General features: G+C 55.7%; 16 protein-coding genes. 5 read left to right on the top strand and 11 right to left on the bottom strand.

Annotated elements, in window-relative coordinates; genetic code table 11:
- Nucleotides 1–108: 108 nt before the first annotated feature.
- The 7 genes from rraA to priA form a co-directional block, all read right to left on the bottom strand.
- Nucleotides 109–594 (bottom strand): ribonuclease E activity regulator RraA, encoded by a 486-nt coding sequence (gene rraA, locus SOM82_RS20425; RefSeq protein WP_154128701.1) that lies wholly within the window; start codon nt 592–594, stop codon nt 109–111.
- Nucleotides 595–686: 92 nt separating this feature from the next.
- Nucleotides 687–1,613: a 1,4-dihydroxy-2-naphthoate polyprenyltransferase gene (gene menA, locus SOM82_RS20420; protein WP_320461603.1), complete on the bottom strand. Its 927-nt coding sequence runs from the start codon at nt 1,611–1,613 to the stop codon at nt 687–689.
- Between the two features lie 62 nt (nt 1,614–1,675).
- A complete protein-coding gene (gene hslU / locus SOM82_RS20415; RefSeq protein ID WP_320461599.1) occupies nt 1,676–3,007 on the bottom strand; it encodes an ATP-dependent protease ATPase subunit HslU in 1,332 nt (443 codons plus the stop codon).
- 9 nt (nt 3,008–3,016) lie between these two features.
- Nucleotides 3,017–3,547, bottom strand: coding sequence for an ATP-dependent protease subunit HslV (gene hslV / locus SOM82_RS20410; RefSeq protein ID WP_320461600.1), 531 nt, complete (start codon nt 3,545–3,547; stop codon nt 3,017–3,019).
- A 92-nt stretch (nt 3,548–3,639) separates the two neighbouring features.
- Nucleotides 3,640–4,659: a cell division protein FtsN gene (gene ftsN / locus SOM82_RS20405; RefSeq protein WP_320461601.1), complete on the bottom strand. Its 1,020-nt coding sequence runs from the start codon at nt 4,657–4,659 to the stop codon at nt 3,640–3,642.
- A gap of 93 nt (nt 4,660–4,752) precedes the next feature.
- Nucleotides 4,753–5,820 carry a DNA-binding transcriptional regulator CytR gene (gene cytR, locus SOM82_RS20400; RefSeq protein WP_501083537.1) on the bottom strand — a complete coding sequence of 356 codons (1,068 nt, stop codon included), beginning with the start codon at nt 5,818–5,820 and terminating at the stop codon, nt 4,753–4,755.
- Between the two features lie 88 nt (nt 5,821–5,908).
- Nucleotides 5,909–8,104 (bottom strand): primosomal protein N', encoded by a 2,196-nt coding sequence (priA, locus tag SOM82_RS20395; protein WP_154128706.1) that lies wholly within the window; start codon nt 8,102–8,104, stop codon nt 5,909–5,911.
- 273 nt (nt 8,105–8,377) lie between these two features.
- Here priA and rpmE point away from each other — a divergent pair, with 273 nt between their 5' ends.
- Nucleotides 8,378–8,590 (top strand): 50S ribosomal protein L31, encoded by a 213-nt coding sequence (gene rpmE, locus SOM82_RS20390; RefSeq protein ID WP_015960996.1) that lies wholly within the window; start codon nt 8,378–8,380, stop codon nt 8,588–8,590.
- A 49-nt stretch (nt 8,591–8,639) separates the two neighbouring features.
- Here rpmE and metJ read toward each other — a convergent pair whose 3' ends face one another.
- Complete coding sequence (metJ, locus tag SOM82_RS20385; RefSeq protein ID WP_015960995.1) at nt 8,640–8,957, bottom strand: met regulon transcriptional regulator MetJ; 318 nt, start codon at nt 8,955–8,957, stop codon at nt 8,640–8,642.
- A 276-nt stretch (nt 8,958–9,233) separates the two neighbouring features.
- Here metJ and metB point away from each other — a divergent pair, with 276 nt between their 5' ends.
- The 4 genes from metB to katG all read left to right on the top strand — a co-directional run bounded on the left by metB (nt 9,234) and on the right by katG (nt 16,705).
- Nucleotides 9,234–10,394, top strand: a complete 1,161-nt coding sequence (gene metB, locus SOM82_RS20380) for a cystathionine gamma-synthase (protein WP_154128707.1) — start codon at nt 9,234–9,236, stop codon at nt 10,392–10,394.
- Between the two features lie 2 nt (nt 10,395–10,396).
- On the top strand, nt 10,397–12,829 hold the full coding sequence (locus tag SOM82_RS20375; protein WP_154128708.1) for a bifunctional aspartate kinase/homoserine dehydrogenase II: 2,433 nt from the start codon (nt 10,397–10,399) through the stop codon (nt 12,827–12,829).
- 603 nt (nt 12,830–13,432) lie between these two features.
- Nucleotides 13,433–14,323 carry a methylenetetrahydrofolate reductase gene (metF, locus tag SOM82_RS20370; protein WP_320461602.1) on the top strand — a complete coding sequence of 297 codons (891 nt, stop codon included), beginning with the start codon at nt 13,433–13,435 and terminating at the stop codon, nt 14,321–14,323.
- Between the two features lie 201 nt (nt 14,324–14,524).
- Nucleotides 14,525–16,705 (top strand): catalase/peroxidase HPI, encoded by a 2,181-nt coding sequence (gene katG / locus SOM82_RS20365; protein ID WP_320461604.1) that lies wholly within the window; start codon nt 14,525–14,527, stop codon nt 16,703–16,705.
- A 46-nt stretch (nt 16,706–16,751) separates the two neighbouring features.
- Here katG and SOM82_RS20360 read toward each other — a convergent pair whose 3' ends face one another.
- The 3 genes from SOM82_RS20360 to fsa form a co-directional block, all read right to left on the bottom strand.
- Complete coding sequence (locus SOM82_RS20360) at nt 16,752–17,957, bottom strand: ISL3 family transposase (protein ID WP_320461766.1); 1,206 nt, start codon at nt 17,955–17,957, stop codon at nt 16,752–16,754.
- A 173-nt stretch (nt 17,958–18,130) separates the two neighbouring features.
- Nucleotides 18,131–19,234 carry a bifunctional L-1,2-propanediol dehydrogenase/glycerol dehydrogenase gene (gene gldA / locus SOM82_RS20355; RefSeq protein WP_320461717.1) on the bottom strand — a complete coding sequence of 368 codons (1,104 nt, stop codon included), beginning with the start codon at nt 19,232–19,234 and terminating at the stop codon, nt 18,131–18,133.
- Nucleotides 19,235–19,246: 12 nt separating this feature from the next.
- A complete protein-coding gene (fsa, locus tag SOM82_RS20350; protein ID WP_320461718.1) occupies nt 19,247–19,909 on the bottom strand; it encodes a fructose-6-phosphate aldolase in 663 nt (220 codons plus the stop codon).
- Between the last annotated feature and the right edge of the window lie 5 nt (nt 19,910–19,914).

The following is a 19,914-nucleotide window of genomic DNA, read 5'->3' as shown; positions in this document are numbered from 1 at the left end:
TGCTGCCTTGCAACAACGCGAAATCGCCAGGGGAATGAGCAATCTCCAGGGAATGAATAGTGACGCAGAAAAGTAGGCCGGGTAAGCGCTAGCGCCACCCGGTTTTTTTTATTCGATATCCAGCGGATCTTCGGAAAGGATAATACCGGTGTTGTCGGCATAAAGATGGTCGCCAGAGAAGAAGGTGACACCGCCGAAATTAACGCGCACGTCGCTTTCGCCGATCCCTTCACCTGCCGCACCCACTGGAATTGCCGCAATGGCCTGGATACCCAGATCCAGCTCTTCCAGATCGTCCACCTGACGCACCGCGCCATACACCACAATGCCTTCCCACTCGTTTTGCGTGGCAAGACGGGCCAGATCGGCGTCGATTAACGCACGACGCGTTGAACCGCCGCCATCGACCAGCAAAATGCGGCCACGGCCATTCTCTTCGAGCAGATCATAAAGCAACCCGTTGTCCTCGAAACATTTCACCGTGATGATTTGTCCGCCAAATGACGACCGTCCACCAAAGTTGGAAAACAGCGGTTCAACGACGTTGACATCTTCCTGGTAGATGTCACAAAGCTCGGAAGTATCGTATTTCATAGGATTAACTTCTGGTTGCTGCGAATGTGTTCAGTATATCGCGCGAAACGTGTTGTTGGCAAAATCATCAATTGTTAATTGATATTTGTCAGTTAACCCACGGTCTGGCTCAGGACAATCCCAATCACGAACAACAGGTTAGTCAGCAGTGCGCCTTTTACCGTGCGTTCGAGCATCGGAGGCATCGCGGCTGCGCTTTTCTCACGCATCACGAAAAGTGCCTGTTTGACCAGCAATGGGGCCGCCAGAATGAATAACCAGCCCCAGAGACTCTGTAGATAAATCAGGTTAAACAGCGCCAGACAGACCAAAGCGCCCATCAGCAGACCGGTATGATAGCGGCGAGCATTGACCGGGCCTAACCGTACCGCCAGCGTGTTTTTACCGTTCACCCGGTCGCTGTCGATATCGCGCAGGTTATTGATATTCAGAACCGCCGTCGCCAGCAATCCGCACGCTGTGGCAGGCAAAAACAGTGCCGGGATCAGCGTATGTGCCTGTAAATATCCGCTCCCCATGACGCTCAGCCAGCCGAAAAACACCAGCACTGAAATATCACCCAGACCAATATAACCATACGGGCGCGTGCCAACGGTGTAAGTGATAGCCGCCACGATAGCCAGCCCGCCCAGCACCATAAAGCCGATGAAATCCGCGGTGGTTTTACAGGCCACCGATACCAGCGACAGACCCGACAGACAAATCAGCACCACGGTGACGATCAGCGCGCGCTTCATCTGCGCCTGAGTAATGGCACCTTTCTGCATCCCGCGCAGTGGCCCGATACGGTCAGGTTTGTCGCTGCCTTTTACGGCATCGCCATAGTCATTAGCGAGATTGGAGAGAATTTGCAGAAGACCAGCGGTGACAAGCGCCAGAAGCGCAACCAGCGGATCGAAATGACCCTGCCACCAGGCCAGTGCAGTACCAACGACAATAGCGGCAAATGCCAAAGGTAATGTCTTAGGGCGCAGGCTTTCCAGCCACGCCTGAGTACGGCTGATATCAGTCATAGTAATTTAGCCAATAAAAATGGGGGCATTAGCCCCCATCAACAGTGATGAAAATGCAGTAACCGCGATTATAGGATAAAACGGCTCAGATCTTCATCTGCCACTAACGCATCAAGATGTTTACTCACATATTCTGCATCAATGGTAATGCTTTGACCGTTCAGGTCGCTGGCATCATAGGAGATATCTTCCATCAGGCGTTCCAGCACGGTATGCAAACGACGAGCACCGATGTTCTCGGTGGTTTCGTTCACCTGCCACGCGGCCTGTGCGATACGTTTGATGCCATCTTCGGTGAACTCAATGTTCACGCCCTCGGTGCCCATCAGCGCTTTGTACTGCACGGTGATGGACGCATTCGGCTCAGTCAGGATGCGTTCAAAATCTTCTGTGGTCAGCGCCTGCAGTTCAACGCGGATCGGCAGACGGCCTTGCAGCTCCGGAATTAAATCCGAAGGCTTGGCGACCTGGAATGCGCCGGAAGCGATAAACAGAATGTGATCGGTTTTGACCATCCCGTGTTTGGTCGACACGGTACAACCTTCTACCAGCGGCAGCAGGTCGCGCTGCACGCCTTCGCGCGAAACGTCCGGACCGTTGGATTCACCGCGCTTACAAATCTTGTCGATTTCGTCGATAAACACGATGCCGTGCTGTTCAACGGCGTCGATAGCGTCCTGCTTCAGCTCTTCAGGATTAACCAGTTTTGCCGCCTCTTCTTCAATCAGCAGCTTCATTGCGTCTTTGATTTTCAGCTTACGCGGTTTCTGTTTCTGACCGCCCAGGTTCTGGAACATGGACTGCAGCTGGCTGGTCATCTCTTCCATACCCGGAGGAGACATAATTTCTACGCCCATAGGTGCTGCGGCGAGATCGATTTCAATCTCTTTGTCGTCCAGCTGTCCTTCACGCAGTTTTTTGCGGAATGACTGACGCGCGGCAGACGGCTCAGCAGTCTGCTCAGACTGGCCCCAGTTATTTTTTGCAGGCGGGATCAGCACGTCGAGAATACGCTCTTCCGCCATTTCTTCTGCGCGGTAGCGGTTTTTTTCAATCGACTGGATACGCACCATTTTGATCGCGGAATCGGTCAGATCGCGGATGATAGAGTCCACTTCCTTCCCGACATAGCCCACTTCGGTGAATTTAGTCGCTTCCACTTTGATGAACGGCGCGTTGGCCAGTTTCGCCAGACGACGAGCGATTTCAGTTTTACCGACACCGGTCGGGCCGATCATCAGAATATTTTTAGGGGTCACTTCATGGCGCAGCTCTTCTTCGAGCTGCATGCGACGCCAGCGGTTACGCAGGGCGATGGCAACGGAGCGCTTGGCGTTATCCTGGCCGATAATGTGTTTGTTCAGCTCGCTGACAATTTCGCGTGGGGTCATTTCAGACATGGGAGATCCTTACGCTTTAGAGTTCAATTCTTCGATGGTATGGAAGTGGTTGGTGTAAATGCAGATATCACCTGCAATTCCCAACGCCTTCTCGGCAATTTCACGGGCGCTTAAATCGGTGTTTTCGAGCAGCGCGCGTGCTGCGGCCTGGGCGTACGGGCCGCCAGAGCCGATGGCAATCAGATCGTTTTCTGGCTGAACGACGTCACCGTTGCCGGTGATAATCAGAGAGGCATTCTCATCCGCCACTGCCAGCAAAGCTTCAAGCTTGCGCAGCATGCGGTCGGTACGCCAGTCTTTTGCCAGCTCAACGGCGGCTTTCACCAGGTGACCCTGATGCATTTCCAGTTTGCGTTCAAACAGTTCAAACAGCGTAAAGGCGTCAGCAGTACCACCCGCGAAACCGGCGATCACTTTGTCGTTGTACAGACGGCGCACTTTCTTCACGTTGCCTTTCATGACGGTATTCCCCAGCGTGGCCTGGCCATCACCGGCAATCACCACCTGGCCGTTACGGCGTACACTTACTATTGTTGTCACGAGCAGACCCCCTGGTTACAAAATCGGAACAGGTGCCCTGAGCCTGTGCTCAGGGCTGAATAGTATGATAGATGGGGGGGATTTCGGGGGTTTCAACCCCCGGAAGCGAGTCGAATGCAGTTTGTGTGGCCGGCGATCTTAAGACGGCTAATGGTGCCATCGGCGTTTTCTTTGCCTTTGACCGGGCCGATAACCACGCGATTCCAGCCATTGTTAGTGGTGATGCGGGAATCAAATCCTTCGAACGCGAGCTGAGCGCGCACGGTTTCTGCCTGCTCTGCGCCCTTAAATGAACCGCACTGAACCATCCAGCGGCGCTCATCTTTTTTCTCAGCCGTTTGCTTTGGCGCTTCGGTTTGCTGCGTCACCGGCGCGCTCTGCTGTTGCTGGGCTTTAGGCTGCTGTGCGGCGGTATGCGCAGGCGTTTGCAACAGATCCTGATACGGCTGGGCCGACGTGGCGGGTTTCTGCGGCTGTGCTTTAGGCTGCTGCTGAACGGGCTGTGTCTGCACCGTGCGCGTTTGCTGCTGCGGCTGCTGATACGGTTGTTCCGTTACGCGCGGCTGAGACCGGGGCTGTTGTACCGGCTGCGTTTGCGTCCACTGTTGTTGCTGTTGCTGCTGCACTTGTTGCTGAACCTGGCGCTGACGTTGCAGCGTTTGCTGACGCTGCTGCGGCGTCTGCTCATTCCACGGCACTTCATTCAGCTGAGTCGGCTGCTGACGCATATCGGCCTGCATTTGAGCCAGTAACTGGCGCTGCTCGTTGGTCAGCTGATCGGCATTTTTCACCTCGCCACCGGCAGAAGGCTCGGTAGGCGCACGCACGCCCGGCTGGCGGCTTTCCAGCTCTTTGATGTAGCGCCAGCGCTCTTCAGGTTTTGGCGGCAAGCCATTCCCGGCAACTTTGTTACCCTGCAGCGCTTCAGACTCTTCTTTCTTGTGGTGAGTAATAAAGTACAGACCGCCAATAAAGGCCACCAGGACAGCCGCGGCAATAGCCACCATTGCTGGCGAGACAGAAGACAGGCTACGTTGCTTGCTCCGTGATGTGCTCTTTTTGCGTCGCGAAGGTGCCGGCTGGCCGCGACGTACATAATCTCGTTGTGCCACTATCGTTTCGCTGTATTTATTCGTTCGTCAGCCCGCCATGTTACTTAAGCGGCGGGCCTTTGACCAGATGAGGGAGTCTGAAAGCCGTTTACTTTAAGTAAGAGCCTGTGTTGAACCCCGGATGATGAGTTCACAATCGAGTAAACGCGACCCGCTGTTGACCGTTTGCCCGTGTAATTGATCGAGAAGCAACAGCATCGCCTCGCGCCCAATATCATAGCGTGGCTGGGCCACCGTCGAGAGCGGAGGATCGCAAAACTCGGACAAGGAAATATTATCGAAGCCGATGATAGACAAATCTTTTGGCACCCGCAGACCCCGACGTTTTGCGCAGGACAACGCGCCCAGCGCCATCACATCGCTATGGCAGAAAACCGCCGTTGGCGGCTCAGGGAGCGCCAGCAGTTTTTCCAGCGCCAGGCCACCGGCTTCGAGGGTGAAATCACCGCGAGCAATATAGTGTGGATCGACCGTAACTCCGGCCCGGCGCAGCGCCTGCACATAACCCTGCAGGCGGTAGTGGCACAGCGGCATCTCTTCTGGCCCGGCAATACAGCCGATGCGTTTATGTCCGAGCTCCTGAAGATAGTTGACGGCGTTAAAAGCTGCCGTCAGGTTATCAATATGGACGGTGGGCAGCTCAAGTTCTGGGGCAAATTCATTCGCCATTACCATTGGCGGCAGGTTGCGCTGCTCTTCGATGCTGGCATCAAACGGCAGGCGTGAGCCGAGCAACAGCATGCCGTCGATTTGCTTGGTGATAATCAGGTCAATGAAGGTTTTTTCTTGCTGATTCTGATGGGCGCAGTCGCCAATCAGCACCAGATAGCCTTGCCTGGCGGCGGTGACTTCGATGCCGCGTATAATTTCGCTGAAAAAGGGATCGCAAATATCCGGCACAATCACCAGAATCGTGCGTGATTCGTTACGCTTGAGGTTACGCCCCATGGCTTGTGGTAAATAGCCCACTTCCAGCGCCGCCTGCTCCACCCGATTGCGAGTGGCCTGAGAGACTTTATCCGGATTCATCAACGCGCGTGATACCGTTGCCGTGGATACTTTGGCTTTCTGGGCAACGTCTTTCATGGTCGCCGGAGCAACCTCTTTCCTGGACTTCAACGTCTTCTCCTCGCAGGACCAACGAACTTCTGACTCACTCATTTTTACAGATAGTTTGTGGAAGCGGTTACAGAATTTTCATAAAAAGTGTGAGGTACGTTAGATTTCTCGATCACTCTCGCATCGTTCTTTAACCTTCGATCGGATCGACGTCGAGAACCCACTTCACCTTGCGCGCTTCAGGCAGGGTATTGATCAACGCCAGCGCGCCGCTGATAACGTGTTGCAGACGGACGCGGGAAGGGTGCTGGAGTAAAATCTGCCAGCGATAGCGGCCGCCGCGTTTGGGGGCCAGCGCCGGGACCGGGCCTAAAATCCACAGCTGATTATCCACCAGCGGGCTGGCCTGCAGCAGATTTCGTAACTGCTGAAGGAATAGGGGAGCCTGCTGATTATTATGATCTTCCGCACGGATAATGACGTGGCTGGTCCACGGCGGGAGCTGCATGGTCTGGCGTTCGGCCAGCGCCTGTTCGGCAAAAGCGTCATAGCCTTTGTGAAGCAGCGTTTGCAGCAGGGGATGTTCCGGATGATGGGTTTGCAAAACCACTTCGCCCTGTTTGCCTGCGCGTCCGGCACGCCCCGCAACCTGCGTGTAGAGCTGCGCAAAGCGTTCGGCCGAGCGGAAGTCGGCAGAGAACAGAGCGCCATCGACATCCAGCAGCGCGACCAGCGTAACGTCCGGGAAGTGATGCCCTTTTGCCAGCATCTGTGTGCCAATCAGAATACGGGCGCCACCGCGATGAACCTCGGCCAGCTGTTGCTCAAGCGCCCCTTTTCGACTGGTGGTGTCGCGGTCGATGCGCGAGAGCGGCACGCCAGGGAAGAACGGTGCCAGCGCCTGTTCCAGTTGTTCTGTCCCCAGACCCACGGGCACCATATGCGTCGAGCCGCATGACGGGCACTGGCGTGGAACAGGGCGCTGGCTGTCGCAGTGGTGACAGCGGAGATGATGTTGCGCCTGATGGAGCGTGTAGTAATGATCGCAACGCGGGCACTCGGCTATCCAGCCGCAGTCATGGCATAACAGTGCCGGGGCGAATCCACGGCGGTTAAGGAACAAAATCACCTGATTATCGGCCTGCAAATGCTGGCGCATACGGCTGATTAACGCGGGCGCTAATCCGGCCTGTACCTGCTGACCTTTCAAATCGAGCACATGCTGAGTGGCCGGGCGGGCATTTCCTGCGCGGCGCGTGAGGCGGAGCATATGATATTTACGCTGTCGCACATTGTGCAGCGTCTCCAGTGCCGGAGTTGCAGAGCCCAGAATAATCGGAATTTGTTCGCTGTGCGCACGGTACACGGCCAGATCGCGGGCATGATAGCGCCAGCCTTCCTGCTGTTTATAAGAGCTGTCATGCTCTTCATCAATGACGATCACGCCCAGGTTTTTAAACGGCGTAAACAGCGACGAGCGCGTGCCAATCACGATCGCTGCCTCGCCGTTTTTCGCTTTTAGCCAGGCGTTCAGGCGCTCAGTATCGTTTAGGCCCGAGTGCAAAACTTCCACCGGCGCATGAAAACGTTCGCGAAAACGGGCGATTGTTTGAGGCGTCAAACCGATTTCCGGCACCATCACCAGCGCCTGTTTACCCTGCGCGAGGACATTTTCCAGAACGCTCAGATAGACTTCAGTCTTTCCCGAGCCGGTGACACCAGCTAATAGCCATGCAGAAAAACGATCGGAGGCGCTATGAATGGCCCCTACCGCGGTCGCTTGTTCGGTATTGAGACGCAGACGCTCGCCGGTGACCGTGTAGCCGTCGCGCCAGTCCATCAGGGCCGGAGTTTCGCTGGCCAGCTCGCTCAGACCTTTCTTTCTTAACCCCTGAAGCGCGGCATCGTTAAACTCAAGATCGTTGACCTGATGACGCCAGATCCTCCCCTGACGCAGCGCCGCCAGGGCCTGCTGCTGTTTGGGCGAACGCTTCAGGCTGTTGATATCCACTGCCTGCCCCTGCTCCGTGGCAAACCAGTACCACGTTGGCGCATGGCTGGCGCTTTTACCCTGACGTAGCAAAATGGGTAAGGCGTGGAACAGCACATCGCCAATCGGGTGATGATAATACTCTGCGGCCCACAGCAGCAGTCGCCAGACGCTGGCGGAGTAAACCGGCTCGTCGTCCAGCACTTCAACCACGGCTTTGAGTTCATTGAGCGGCAATTCGCTTTTTTCGCTCACTGATACTACGATCCCGACGCGCTGTTGCTTGCCAAACGGCACGCTCACGCGACAGCCCGCTTTGGCGGTCATGCTGTCGGGCAGCAGATAGTCAAAGGTGCGTGGAAGCGGAACGGGCAGGGCAACGTGAGCGACGGACATCTAATCTTCCTGACTTGAAAAGTGGCGCGTTAGTATACACATTAGTCACTGTAGACGTGCGGATCAGTTTGCATACGCTGGTTGAATTCTGTATGATTCGCCGCCTTTGGTGTCGGTTTATCCGCATCAAAATAGCTATTACCCGAGGATTTCGCGCTGCTTGCATGCAGCTAACGCATCAGCGGCGTGAAAGGTAACGGGCAATTATTAACATCGCGTGGTGTCTGGCGTTAGGGCTGGAAGAGCGACGCGGCCTTAACTGAGGTTCTCCCCATGAAAAAAGATATTCACCCGAAATACGATTTTATTACTGCAAACTGCTCTTGCGGTAACGCGATCAAAATCCGCTCTACAGTGGGTCACGATCTGAACCTGGACGTGTGCGGCCAGTGCCACCCGTTCTACACTGGTAAGCAGCGTGATGTTGCAACCGGTGGCCGTGTTGACCGCTTCAACAAGCGTTTCAGCATCCCGGGCGCTAAATAAGCTACCCCGAAAAAAAAGCGCCGAAAGGCGCTTTTTTTGTGTCTGTAAATCAGTATTCCCACGTATCCGGGTCAATCCCCAGTTCACGCATGATCACTTTCGCCGCTTCCGGGATTTCATCGCTACGCTCTTTGCGCAGGTCTTCATCGTTCGGTAACGGTTGGCCAGTAAACGCATGCAAAAATGCTTCGCAAAGCAGTTCGCTATTGGTTGCGTGACGCAGGTTGTTCACCTGACGACGCGTGCGTTCATCGGTGAGGATCTTCAACACTTTCAGAGGAATGGAAACCGTAATTTTCTTTACTTGCTCACTCTTCTTACCGTGCTCAGCGTATGGGCTGATATATTCGCCGCTCCATTCAGCCATGAGACCTTTAATCCTCTTTGTCATTAATAAAGGTACAACACCCTAAATAAAATGGGGGTTTTGCACCGTAATCTCGCGTAGTTTACCGTAGAGACGATACCGTGACACGGATATTGCGCCTGCGGCGTGCACTAAAGCATGTAATTTTAACGGCTATTCTCGCATTGCTCAATCTATACGCAAAGAAGTTTAGATGTCCAGATGTATTGACGTCCATACTTTCAGTGTTTACTCTGGTGCCTGACTTTTCACCTCATTAGCCAGGAAGCCTTCACCATGACGCGTAAACAGGCCACTATCGCAGTGCGTAGCGGATTGAATGATGACGAGCAGTACGGCTGCGTTGTCCCGCCGATTCATCTTTCCAGTACCTACAATTTCACCGGATTTAATGAACCCCGTGCGCATGACTACTCGCGTCGTGGCAACCCTACGCGTGACGTGACTCAACGCGCGCTGGCTGAGCTTGAAGGCGGAGCGGGCGCGGTATTGACCAATACCGGCATGTCGGCCATTCACCTGGTCACCACGGTGTTTCTGAAGCCTGGCGATCTGCTGGTGGCTCCGCATGACTGCTATGGCGGCAGCTACCGTCTGTTTGATAGCCTGGAAAAGCGCGGCTGTTACCGCGTTCTTTTTGTCGATCAAAACGATGAACAGGCGCTAAAACAGGCGCTTGCGCAGAAACCCAAACTGGTTCTGGTGGAAAGTCCAAGCAATCCGTTATTGCGTGTCGTCGATATTGCGAAAATTTGTCAGCTCGCAAGGGATGCAGGAGCGATAAGTGTAGTGGATAATACCTTCCTCAGTCCGGCGCTTCAGAACCCGCTTTCGCTGGGTGCGGATCTGGTTTTGCATTCATGCACAAAATATTTGAACGGCCACTCTGACGTGGTTGCGGGCGTGGTGATTGCAAAAGATCCGGAGGTTGTCACCGAACTGGCATGGTGGGCCAATAACATTGGTGTCACCGGCAGCGCATTCGACAGCTATTTACTGCTGCGCGGTTTGCGCACGCTGTCGCCGCGTATGGAAGTGGCACAGCGCAATGCCCAGGCGATTGTCGATTTCCTGAAAACCCAGCCGCTGGTGAAAAAGTTGTATCACCCGTCGCTGCCGGAAAATCAGGGCCACGAGATCGCCGCGCGCCAGCAGAAAGGCTTTGGCGCGATGTTAAGTTTTGAACTGGATGGCGACGAGCAAACGCTGCGTCGTTTCCTGAGCGGGTTGTCACTGTTTACGCTGGCGGAATCGTTAGGGGGTGTTGAAAGCTTGATCTCCCACGCCGCAACCATGACGCACGCGGGCATGGCGCCAGAGGCGCGTGCCGCCGCCGGCATTTCTGAGACGCTGTTGCGTATCTCAACCGGCATTGAAGATTGTGAAGATTTAATTGCCGATCTGGAAAATGCCTTCCGGGTCGCAGCCAAGGGGTAATCATGAGTGTGATAGCGCAGGCAGGGGCGAAGGGTCGCCAGCTGCACAAGTTTGGTGGTAGTAGTCTTGCTGATGTGAAATGTTACCTGCGTGTCGCAGGGATCATGGCGGAGTATTCGATGCCGGGCGACATGATGGTTGTCTCGGCGGCGGGCAGCACTACCAACCAGTTGATTAGCTGGCTCAAATTAAGCCAGACCGATCGCCTTTCTGCGCATCAGGTTCAACAAACATTACGTCGCTATCAGAGTGATTTGATTTCTGGCCTGCTGCCTGCGCAAGCGGCTGACGGCCTGATCAGCGCCTTCGTTCACGATCTGGAGCGTCTCGCTGGATTACTGGACAGCGGCATTACCGATGCGGTGTATGCTGAAGTGGTCGGCCATGGCGAAGTGTGGTCTGCGCGCCTGATGGCCGCGGTGCTTGAGCATCAAGGGCTGGAAGCCGCCTGGCTGGATGCGCGCGATTTCCTGCGCGCCGAGCGTGCGGCACAACCCCAGGTCGACGAAGGATTATCCTACCCGCTGCTGCAACAGCTTTTAGTTCAGCATCCCGGCAAACGCATCGTGGTGACCGGCTTTATCAGTCGCAGCAATGCGGGTGAAACCGTGCTGCTGGGCCGTAACGGTTCTGACTACTCAGCAACGCAAATCGGAGCGCTGGCGGGGGCTTCTCGCGTCACCATCTGGAGTGACGTTGCCGGTGTTTACAGCGCCGATCCGCGTAAAGTCAAAGACGCGTGCCTGCTGCCGTTGCTGCGCCTGGACGAAGCGAGTGAGCTGGCGCGCCTGGCGGCTCCGGTGCTGCACGCCCGTACTTTGCAGCCTGTCTCCGGCAGCGATATCGACCTACAGCTGCGCTGTAGCTACACGCCGGACCAGGGGTCAACCCGAATTGAACGCGTGCTGGCCTCCGGTACAGGCGCGCGCATTGTCACCAGCCATGATGACATTTGCCTGATCGAGTTCCAGGTGCCTGCCGGACAAGACTTCAAACTGGCGCACAAAGATATCGACCTGATCCTCAAGCGTGCGCAGATACGACCGCTGGCCGTTGGCGTTCACAACGACCGCCAGTTGCTGCAATTCTGCTATACCGCCGAAGTGGCCGATAGCGCGCTTAAAACTCTCGATGAAGCGGGCCTGCCGGGCGAGCTTCGTCTGCGTCAGGGGCTGGCGCTGGTCGCCATGGTCGGCGCGGGCGTCACCCGTAACCCGCTGCATTGCCACCGTTTCTGGCAACAGCTGAAAGGCCAGCCGGTTGAATTTACCTGGCAGTCGGAAGAGGGCATCAGCCTGGTTGCGGTACTGCGTAAAGGCCCAACCGAGAGCCTGATTCAGGGGCTACACACCACGCTGTTCCGCGCGGAAAAACGCATCGGCCTGGTGCTGTTTGGGAAAGGTAACATCGGTTCCCGCTGGCTGGAGCTGTTTGCCCGCGAGCAAACGACGCTCTCTGCACGCACCGGTTTTGAATTTGTCCTGGCGGGCGTGGTGGACAGCCGCCGCAGCTTGTTGAACTACGACGGGCTGGATGCCAGCCGCGCGCTTGCGTTCTTCAACGATGAAGCCGTTGAGCAGGACGAAGAGTCCCTGTTCCTGTGGATGCGCGCGCACCCGTATGACGATTTAGTGGTACTGGACGTGACCGCGAGCGAACAGCTTGCCGATCAGTATCTCGATTTTGCCAGCCACGGTTTCCACGTCATCAGTGCGAACAAACTGGCTGGCGCAAGCAGCACCGATAAATACCGCCAGATCCACGATGCGTTCGAAAAAACGGGTCGTCACTGGCTGTATAACGCTACCGTCGGGGCAGGTTTGCCGGTTAACCACACCGTCCGTGACCTGATCGACAGCGGCGACAGTATTCTGGCTATCAGCGGTATCTTCTCCGGGACGCTCTCCTGGCTGTTCCTGCAGTTTGATGGCACCGTACCGTTTACCGATCTGGTGGATCAGGCGTGGCAGCAGGGGCTCACAGAGCCTGACCCGCGCGTTGACCTTGCCGGTAAAGACGTCATGCGTAAGCTGGTGATTCTGGCGCGTGAGGCGGGTTACGATATCGAGCCTGGGCAGGTTCGCGTGGAGTCGCTGGTCCCTGCGGGCTGCGAAGAAGGTTCCGTCGATCACTTCTTTGAGAACGGCGACGAGCTGAACGATCAAATGGTGCAGCGTCTGGAAGCAGCTCGCGAGTTAGGCCTGGTGCTGCGCTATGTGGCACGCTTCGATGCGAATGGTAAAGCGCGTGTGGGCGTTGAGGCCGTGCGTCCGGAACATCCGCTGGCCGCCTTGCTGCCGTGTGATAACGTCTTCGCTATCGAAAGCCGATGGTATCGTGATAACCCGCTGGTGATCCGCGGTCCAGGGGCGGGGCGCGACGTTACCGCCGGGGCGATTCAGTCTGATATCAACCGTCTGGCGCAGCTGCTGTAGATTTTTTCCCCTCACCCCGGCCCTCTCCCCAAAGGGGCGAGGGGGAGAAGACAGCTCGAAGCAATTTCCTTTCCCCATATGGGCGAGGGGGAAAAGACAGCTCAGAGCAATTCCCTCTCCTCAAATGGGCGAGGGGGAAAGACGGCTCGCAGTAATTTCCTTTCCCCATATGGGCGAAGGGAAAAAGACAGCTTGAAGCAATTCCCTCTCCCCAAATGGGCGAGTGGGAGAAGACAGTTCGCAGCAATTCCCTCACACCAAATGGGCGAGGGAGAAAAGACAGCCCGAAGCAATTCCCTTTCCTCAAATGGGCGAGGGGGAAAGACGGCTCGCAGTAATTTCCTTTCCCCATATGGGCGAAGGGAAAAAGACAGCTTGAAGCAATTCCCTCTCCCCTGCGGGGAGAGGGTGAGGGTGAGGGGACCAGACCGCACTCACCTCACCATCATGAACGTTCTTCATCTTCCCTGAACATTCCTCACCGTTATTACTGATGATTTCTGTTGACGCCATCCGGCTTTTCCGTCATTTTTACATCCAGACGTCTAAATGGATAGATGTTCATAAACAGCAATAATTATCACGCGATTGATGAGGTAAGGTATGAGCTTTTTTCACGCCAACCAGCGGGAAGCCCTGAATCAGAGCCTGGCTGAAGTGCAGGGCCAGATTAACGTCTCTTTTGAATTCTTTCCGCCGCGCACCAGTGAAATGGAGCAAACCCTGTGGAGCTCTATCGATCGCCTGAGCAGCCTGAAGCCGAAGTTTGTGTCAGTGACTTACGGCGCTAACTCCGGTGAGCGCGACCGGACACACAGCATTATTAAAGGCATCAAGGATCGTACCGGCCTGGAAGCGGCACCGCACCTGACCTGTGTTGATGCAACGCGCGACGAGCTGCGCACTATCGCCCAGGATTACTGGAATAACGGTATTCGTCATATTGTTGCCCTGCGCGGTGACCTGCCGCCAGGCAGCGGCAAGCCGGATATGTATGCCACCGATCTGGTCGCGCTGCTGAAAGAGGTGGGCGATTTTGATATCTCCGTGGCGGCGTACCCGGAAGTGCACCCGGAAGCGAAAAGCGCGCAGGCCGATTTGCTCAACCTGAAACGCAAAATTGATGCCGGCGCGAATCGCGCTATCACGCAGTTTTTCTTCGATGTGGAAAGTTATCTGCGCTTCCGTGATCGCTGCATCACGGCCGGTATTGATGTCGAAATCATTCCGGGCATCCTGCCAGTCTCGAATTTTAAGCAGGCGAAGAAATTCGCTGACATGACCAACGTGCGTATCCCGCTGTGGATGTCGAAAATGTACGAAGGTCTGGACGATGACGCCGAAACCCGCAAACTGGTCGGGGCGAATATCGCGATGGACATGGTGAAAATTTTAAGCCGCGAAGGGGTGAAGGATTTCCACTTCTACACGCTCAACCGCGCCGAAATGAGTTACGCCATCTGCCATACCCTCGGCGTCCGCCCTGGAGTGTAATCGACAAGCCCTCTTCGGAGGGTTTTTCGTCTCCTCCTCTTTTCCCGTCATATCAACGTTCCCGCTCCGCGCGATAAAGCACATATAATTTCCATGGTGAATTAAACGGAATTAACTATCGAATCCGTGCGTTATCTCAACTATACCTTCTTAGCAGGCGTGTATATCTTTAAGGTACTACTGTAGAGGGAGCATAGAGTGATGAGCACAGCAGACGATACCCATAATACGTTATCAGCCGGAAAGTGCCCTTTTCATCAGGGCGGGCACGATCAGAGTGCGGGCGCTGGCACCAGCAGTCGAGACTGGTGGCCAAAGCAACTCCGCGTCGATCTTCTGAACCAACATTCCAACCGTTCAAACCCATTGGGTGAAGACTTCGATTACCGCAAAGAATTCAGCAAACTTGACTACTCCGCCCTGAAAGGCGATCTCAAAGCCCTCCTGACCGATTCCCAGCCCTGGTGGCCTGCCGACTGGGGTAGCTACGCTGGCCTGTTTATTCGTATGGCCTGGCATGGCGCAGGCACCTATCGTTCTGTTGACGGACGAGGCGGAGCAGGTCGCGGCCAGCAGCGTTTTGCGCCCCTCAACTCCTGGCCGGATAACGTGAGTCTCGATAAGGCTCGTCGCCTGTTATGGCCGGTTAAGCAAAAATACGGACAGAAAATTTCCTGGGCCGACCTGTTTATCCTGGCGGGTAACGTGGCGCTGGAAAACTCTGGCTTCCGTACGTTTGGATTTGGCGCCGGGCGTGAGGATGTCTGGGAGCCGGATCTGGATGTGAACTGGGGTGATGAAAAAGCCTGGCTGGAGCACCGTGACCCGGAAGCGCTGGCGAAACGTCCTTTGGCCGCCACTGAAATGGGCCTTATCTACGTCAACCCGGAAGGGCCAAACGCCAGCGGTGAACCGCTGTCAGCGGCGGCGGCCATTCGTGCCACCTTTGGCAACATGGGGATGAATGATGAAGAAACCGTCGCGCTGATCGCCGGTGGACATACGCTGGGCAAAACCCACGGTGCCGCAGAAGCGACGCATGTCGGCGTTGATCCGGAAGCCGCACCTATCGAATCTCAGGGCTTGGGCTGGGCCAGCACCCACGGTAGCGGTGTCGGTGCAGATGCGATCACCTCCGGTCTGGAAGTGGTTTGGTCGCAAACGCCAACCCAGTGGAGCAACTACTTTTTCGAGAACCTGTTTAAATTCGAATGGGTACAGACGCGCAGCCCGGCAGGCGCTATTCAGTTTGAAGCCTCTAATGCACCAGAGATTATTCCTGACCCGTTCGACCCGTCGAAAAAACGTAAGCCAACCATGCTGGTCACCGACCTGACTCTGCGTATGGACCCGGAATTCGAGAAGATTTCTCGTCGTTTCCTCAACGATCCGCAGGCGTTTAACGAAGCCTTTGCCCGTGCGTGGTTCAAACTGACGCACAGAGACATGGGGCCAAAAGCGCGGTATATCGGCCCTGAAGTACCGAAAGAAGATCTGATCTGGCAGGACCCGCTGCCGCAGGCGGTTTACCATCCAACGAAAGAGGACATTGACAGCCTGAAAGCGGAAATCGTGGCTTCCGGGCTTTCCGTCAGTGAACTGGTGTCGGTGGCCTGGGCGTCTGCCTCCACCTTCCGTGGGGGCGACAAGCGCGGCGGAGCCAATGGCGCTCGTCTGGCGCTTGCGCCGCAGCGTGACTGGGATGTTAACGCAGCAGCGGTACGTGCGTTGCCAGCGCTTGAGGCTATTCAGCGCACCACCAACAAAGCCTCGCTGGCCGACATTATTGTGCTGGCTGGTGTGGTCGGTGTTGAGCAGGCAGCGAAAGCGGTGGGTATCTATATCACGGTGCCGTTTACGCCAGGGCGCGTGGATGCGCGCCAGGATCAGACCGATATTGAGATGTTCGACCTGCTTAAACCTGTTGCGGATGGTTTCCGTAACTATCGCGCGCAGCTTGATGCTTCCACAACGGAATCGTTGCTGATCGATAAAGCGCAGCAGCTGACGTTAACCGCACCAGAACTGACCGTGCTGGTGGGTGGGCTGCGTGTTCTGGGGGCTAACTTTGATGGTAGCCAGAATGGCGTTTTCACCGATCGTGTGGGCGTGCTCAACAATGATTTCTTTGTGAATCTGCTGGATATGAACACCCAGTGGAAAGCAACGGATGCCTCGAATGAACTGTTTGCAGGCAGCGATCGTCAAAGCGGAGAGGTGAAATACACCGCAACGCGTGCCGATCTGGTGTTCGGCTCTAACGCGGTTCTGCGTGCTCTGGCTGAAGTCTACGCCTGCCAGGATGCTAACGAGAAGTTCGTGAAGGACTTTGTTGCGGCCTGGGTGAAAGTGATGAACCTGGATCGTTTCGACGTTCAGTAATCTTGTGCTCATAAAAATCCCCGCATTGGCGGGGATTTTTTTTGGTTCATCGCGCCTTACCGGGGAACGCTGCTTTTATCTTCATAAAAAAGTAGTCGTTATCCCGGTATCCGTATGCCATTCGTTTTATCACTTTGATCTTGTTGTTCATTCCCTCAAGTACGCTGGTATTCAGACGATGCGTGGCACTCGCGATTATGCCGCTCACGTAACCCTTCAGCTTATCAGCGAACTGCTGCAACGCCCTGATGCCACTTTCCTGTGCCTGCCTGTACCACTCATTCCAGCGACGCTTCGCAACGTCTTTATCCGGGGCATACCACAGCTCTTTCAGGGCTGTTTTCATCACATACACCGTATTTAACGGCTGGTTCGCCGCCAGCAACTCTGCCAGTTTCACCTCATGCCCGGCCGGCAGGTTCTCTGGATTACGCAACAGCAACCAGCGGCTGCGTTTGATAACCTTCCGCGCCTTGCTGTTGTCACGCAACTGATTCGCCTGATCGACCCTCACTCTGTCGATGACTTCCCGGCCGAACTTCGCCACAACATGGAACAGGTCATACACCACTTCCGCCTGCGGGCACTGCGCTCTCACTTCCAGGTCCAGCGCCGTATTCATATCCATCGCGACAGATTCGATGGCGGCACATCCTTCCGGGCCCAGCCAGGTGAAGAACGGACGGAAGGCTACCCGGCTGCGCCCTTCACCGACCCACAGCACCCGTTGTGTATCTGCATCCACCACAACCGTGGCATAGCGATGCCCTTTGAACAGCGCGAACTCATCCATTATCAGGCGGCGCAGCGTGTGCCGTTCAGGCTCCCGGAGTTCCCGCCGCAGGCGTCGGCAGTCGATATTTTTAATGGTGTGCCAGTGCAGACCGGTCAACTGTGCCACATGCTTAACCGGCAATAACCGGGTAAGAGATTCCACCCAGGTCGCTAACGAGGACGTGTAACGTTGCCGTTCAGGCACCCATGAGATGCGCTCGGTGACAATCCCGCAGCGGGAACAGCGCAGACGGCGAACGGGAAGCTGAAGTGTGACGCGCCAGTGAAGTAAATCGCGCTCACGAACCCGTCGCACAGAGACATCATGGACAGCACAGTCTCTACAGCCACATCGACGGCAGGACGGCGCAAAACCGGGGTCAGGCCGGAGCGTAATAAGCAGAGCATCCGGTGCAGGATGAGTGAAGGAATCAACAGTGAAACCTTCCCAGAAGAGGGAAGAAAGATTAGCATTCATGGCAGACGGCGGTTGAGTGGCTGGTTAGTGTTTTGGCGAATACAAAACTAACCACTTTTACCGCCGTTTTCTATTGGTTCACGCTTAACCGCGATGAACCTTTTTTTTGCCCGGCGGCGCTACGCTTGCACGGACCTACGATTTTTGTAGGCAGTGCCACCCGGCACTTTCAACTATTCCCACTCATGCAAAAAACGCTGCCCATATTGGTCGGCAACTAACAATGCTGCGTACACCTGATCCGGTATCACACCGCCCGGCATGTTGTGAATCGTCTCGCCTTCCGCACAGGACGCCTCTGCCACCAGACGCATTTTCCCCGGAATATCCTCTTTAATATCCAGCTGCGCCAGGGTAATCGGCAAGCCCACACTGTGACACAGCGCGGCAACCGTTTCGATCTCGTCAAGCGGTGCGTTTTCCAGCACCAGTTGAGTGAGCGTGCCAAATGCGACTTTTTCACCGTGATAATAGTGGTGGGCATCCGGGATGGCGGTCAGGCCGTTGTGAATCGCATGGGCCGCGGCTAATCCGCCGCTTTCAAAGCCCACACCGCTCAGGTAGGTATTGGCTTCAATTACGCGTTCGAGGGCGGGCGTCACCACATGCTGCTCGGCCGCCAGCATTGCTTTTTCACCCTCTTCGAGAAGTGTTTTGTAGCACAGCTCGGCGAGTGCCAGAGCGGCCTGAGTGCATTTACCGCCCGCCATGGTGGTCGCTCCGCTTCGGGAACACGCCCGCGCTTCGAACCAGGTGGCCAGCGCATCGCCAATCCCCGCCGCCAGTAAACGTGCAGGCGCACCGGCCACCACTTTGGTGTCGACGATAACCATGTTTGGGTTATGCGGCAGCATCAGATAGCGATCGAATTCGCCGCTGTCGGTGTAGATGACGGAAAGCGCGCTGCACGGCGCATCCGTGGAGGCAATAGTTGGCGCGATGGCGACCGGCACATTCATAAAGTGGGCCAGTGCTTTGGCGGTATCCAGCGTTTTCCCGCCGCCAATACCCAGCACGGCCTGGCAATCGGCACTTTTCGCCAGCTTGCGCAGGCGGTCGATTTCATTCTGGGAACATTCGCCGCCAAAGGGTGCAATTTCGACATGCAGTTCAGCATCTTTGAAGCTTTTACGCAGAGTCTCTTCAGCAAAGCCGAGAACGAATTTATCACCGACGACCAGCCAACGTGCGGCCAACGGTTTCAGATAGTCGCCAAGACGGGTAAGAACATCCGCGCCCTGAATGTATTTGCCTGGTGATTGAATGATACGGTCCATAACGTTTCTCCCTTAGAGATTGAGGTTACCAAACGCGTTTTTCCAGTCGTACTCGAACTTCTCTATTGCTGACTCTACCGCTGGCGTGCCGAGCATTTGTTGCGCTACATCTAAAGGAAGTGTGATTGCCTGACATCCGGCAAGCAGACAGTCGAGGGCCTGGCGTGGGGTTTTGAAACTGGCGGCCAGCACTTTGCTCTCTGGCGCGTGAAGTTCCAGCAGGGATTGCAGTTCCTGAACCATGCGAATGCCGTCTCCTCCTTGCGCGTCAACGCGATTCACGTAAGGCGCAACGTATTTCGCGCCAGCAACCGCCGCCAGTAAACCCTGCGCTGCGCTATAAACGGCGGTGCCGAGTGTCGTAATACCTTCTTTTTTCAGGATCTTGATTGCCGCCAGACCCTCTGCGGTTACCGGGATTTTCACCACGATACCCGCAAACTCATTGTTCAGGCGTTTAGCTTCGGCCACCATACCGTCGGCGTCGCGAGCTAAGGTCTGCGCAAACAGAATGCCCTCCGGACCGATGGCTTGTTGCAGGCGTGGCAGCACATCCCAGAGGGGGTCGTGGCTCGCAGCGACTATGCTCGGGTTGGTGGTGACGCCAGCAATCGGAAAAATACGGGCCAGACGTTCAACTTCCGCCACGTTGGCGGTATCCAGATACAGTTCCATGACTC

The organism is Lelliottia sp. CFBP8978, from assembly GCF_034046055.2.
Lineage (GTDB): Bacteria > Pseudomonadota > Gammaproteobacteria > Enterobacterales > Enterobacteriaceae > Enterobacter.
Note: the sequence above shows the minus strand (reverse complement) of the source record. Positions and strands in the feature narration are given on the sequence as shown.

Bases quoted from the DNA above. Each gene is read 5' to 3' on its own strand.
- rpmE (WP_015960996.1), top strand. From the start codon at position 8,378: ATGAAAAAAGATATTCACCCGAAATACGATTTTATTACTGCAAACTGC.
- katG (WP_320461604.1), top strand. From the start codon at position 14,525: ATGAGCACAGCAGACGATACCCATAATACGTTATCAGCCGGAAAGTGC.
- metF (WP_320461602.1), top strand. From the start codon at position 13,433: ATGAGCTTTTTTCACGCCAACCAGCGGGAAGCCCTGAATCAGAGCCTG.
- SOM82_RS20360 (WP_320461766.1), bottom strand. From the start codon at position 17,957: ATGAATGCTAATCTTTCTTCCCTCTTCTGGGAAGGTTTCACTGTTGAT.
- cytR (WP_501083537.1), bottom strand. From the start codon at position 5,820: ATGAGTGAGTCAGAAGTTCGTTGGTCCTGCGAGGAGAAGACGTTGAAG.
- SOM82_RS20375 (WP_154128708.1), top strand. From the start codon at position 10,397: ATGAGTGTGATAGCGCAGGCAGGGGCGAAGGGTCGCCAGCTGCACAAG.
- metB (WP_154128707.1), top strand. From the start codon at position 9,234: ATGACGCGTAAACAGGCCACTATCGCAGTGCGTAGCGGATTGAATGAT.
- gldA (WP_320461717.1), bottom strand. From the start codon at position 19,234: ATGGACCGTATCATTCAATCACCAGGCAAATACATTCAGGGCGCGGAT.
- metJ (WP_015960995.1), bottom strand. From the start codon at position 8,957: ATGGCTGAATGGAGCGGCGAATATATCAGCCCATACGCTGAGCACGGT.
- hslU (WP_320461599.1), bottom strand. From the start codon at position 3,007: ATGTCTGAAATGACCCCACGCGAAATTGTCAGCGAGCTGAACAAACAC.
- rraA (WP_154128701.1), bottom strand. From the start codon at position 594: ATGAAATACGATACTTCCGAGCTTTGTGACATCTACCAGGAAGATGTC.
- priA (WP_154128706.1), bottom strand. From the start codon at position 8,104: ATGTCCGTCGCTCACGTTGCCCTGCCCGTTCCGCTTCCACGCACCTTT.
- fsa (WP_320461718.1), bottom strand. From the start codon at position 19,909: ATGGAACTGTATCTGGATACCGCCAACGTGGCGGAAGTTGAACGTCTG.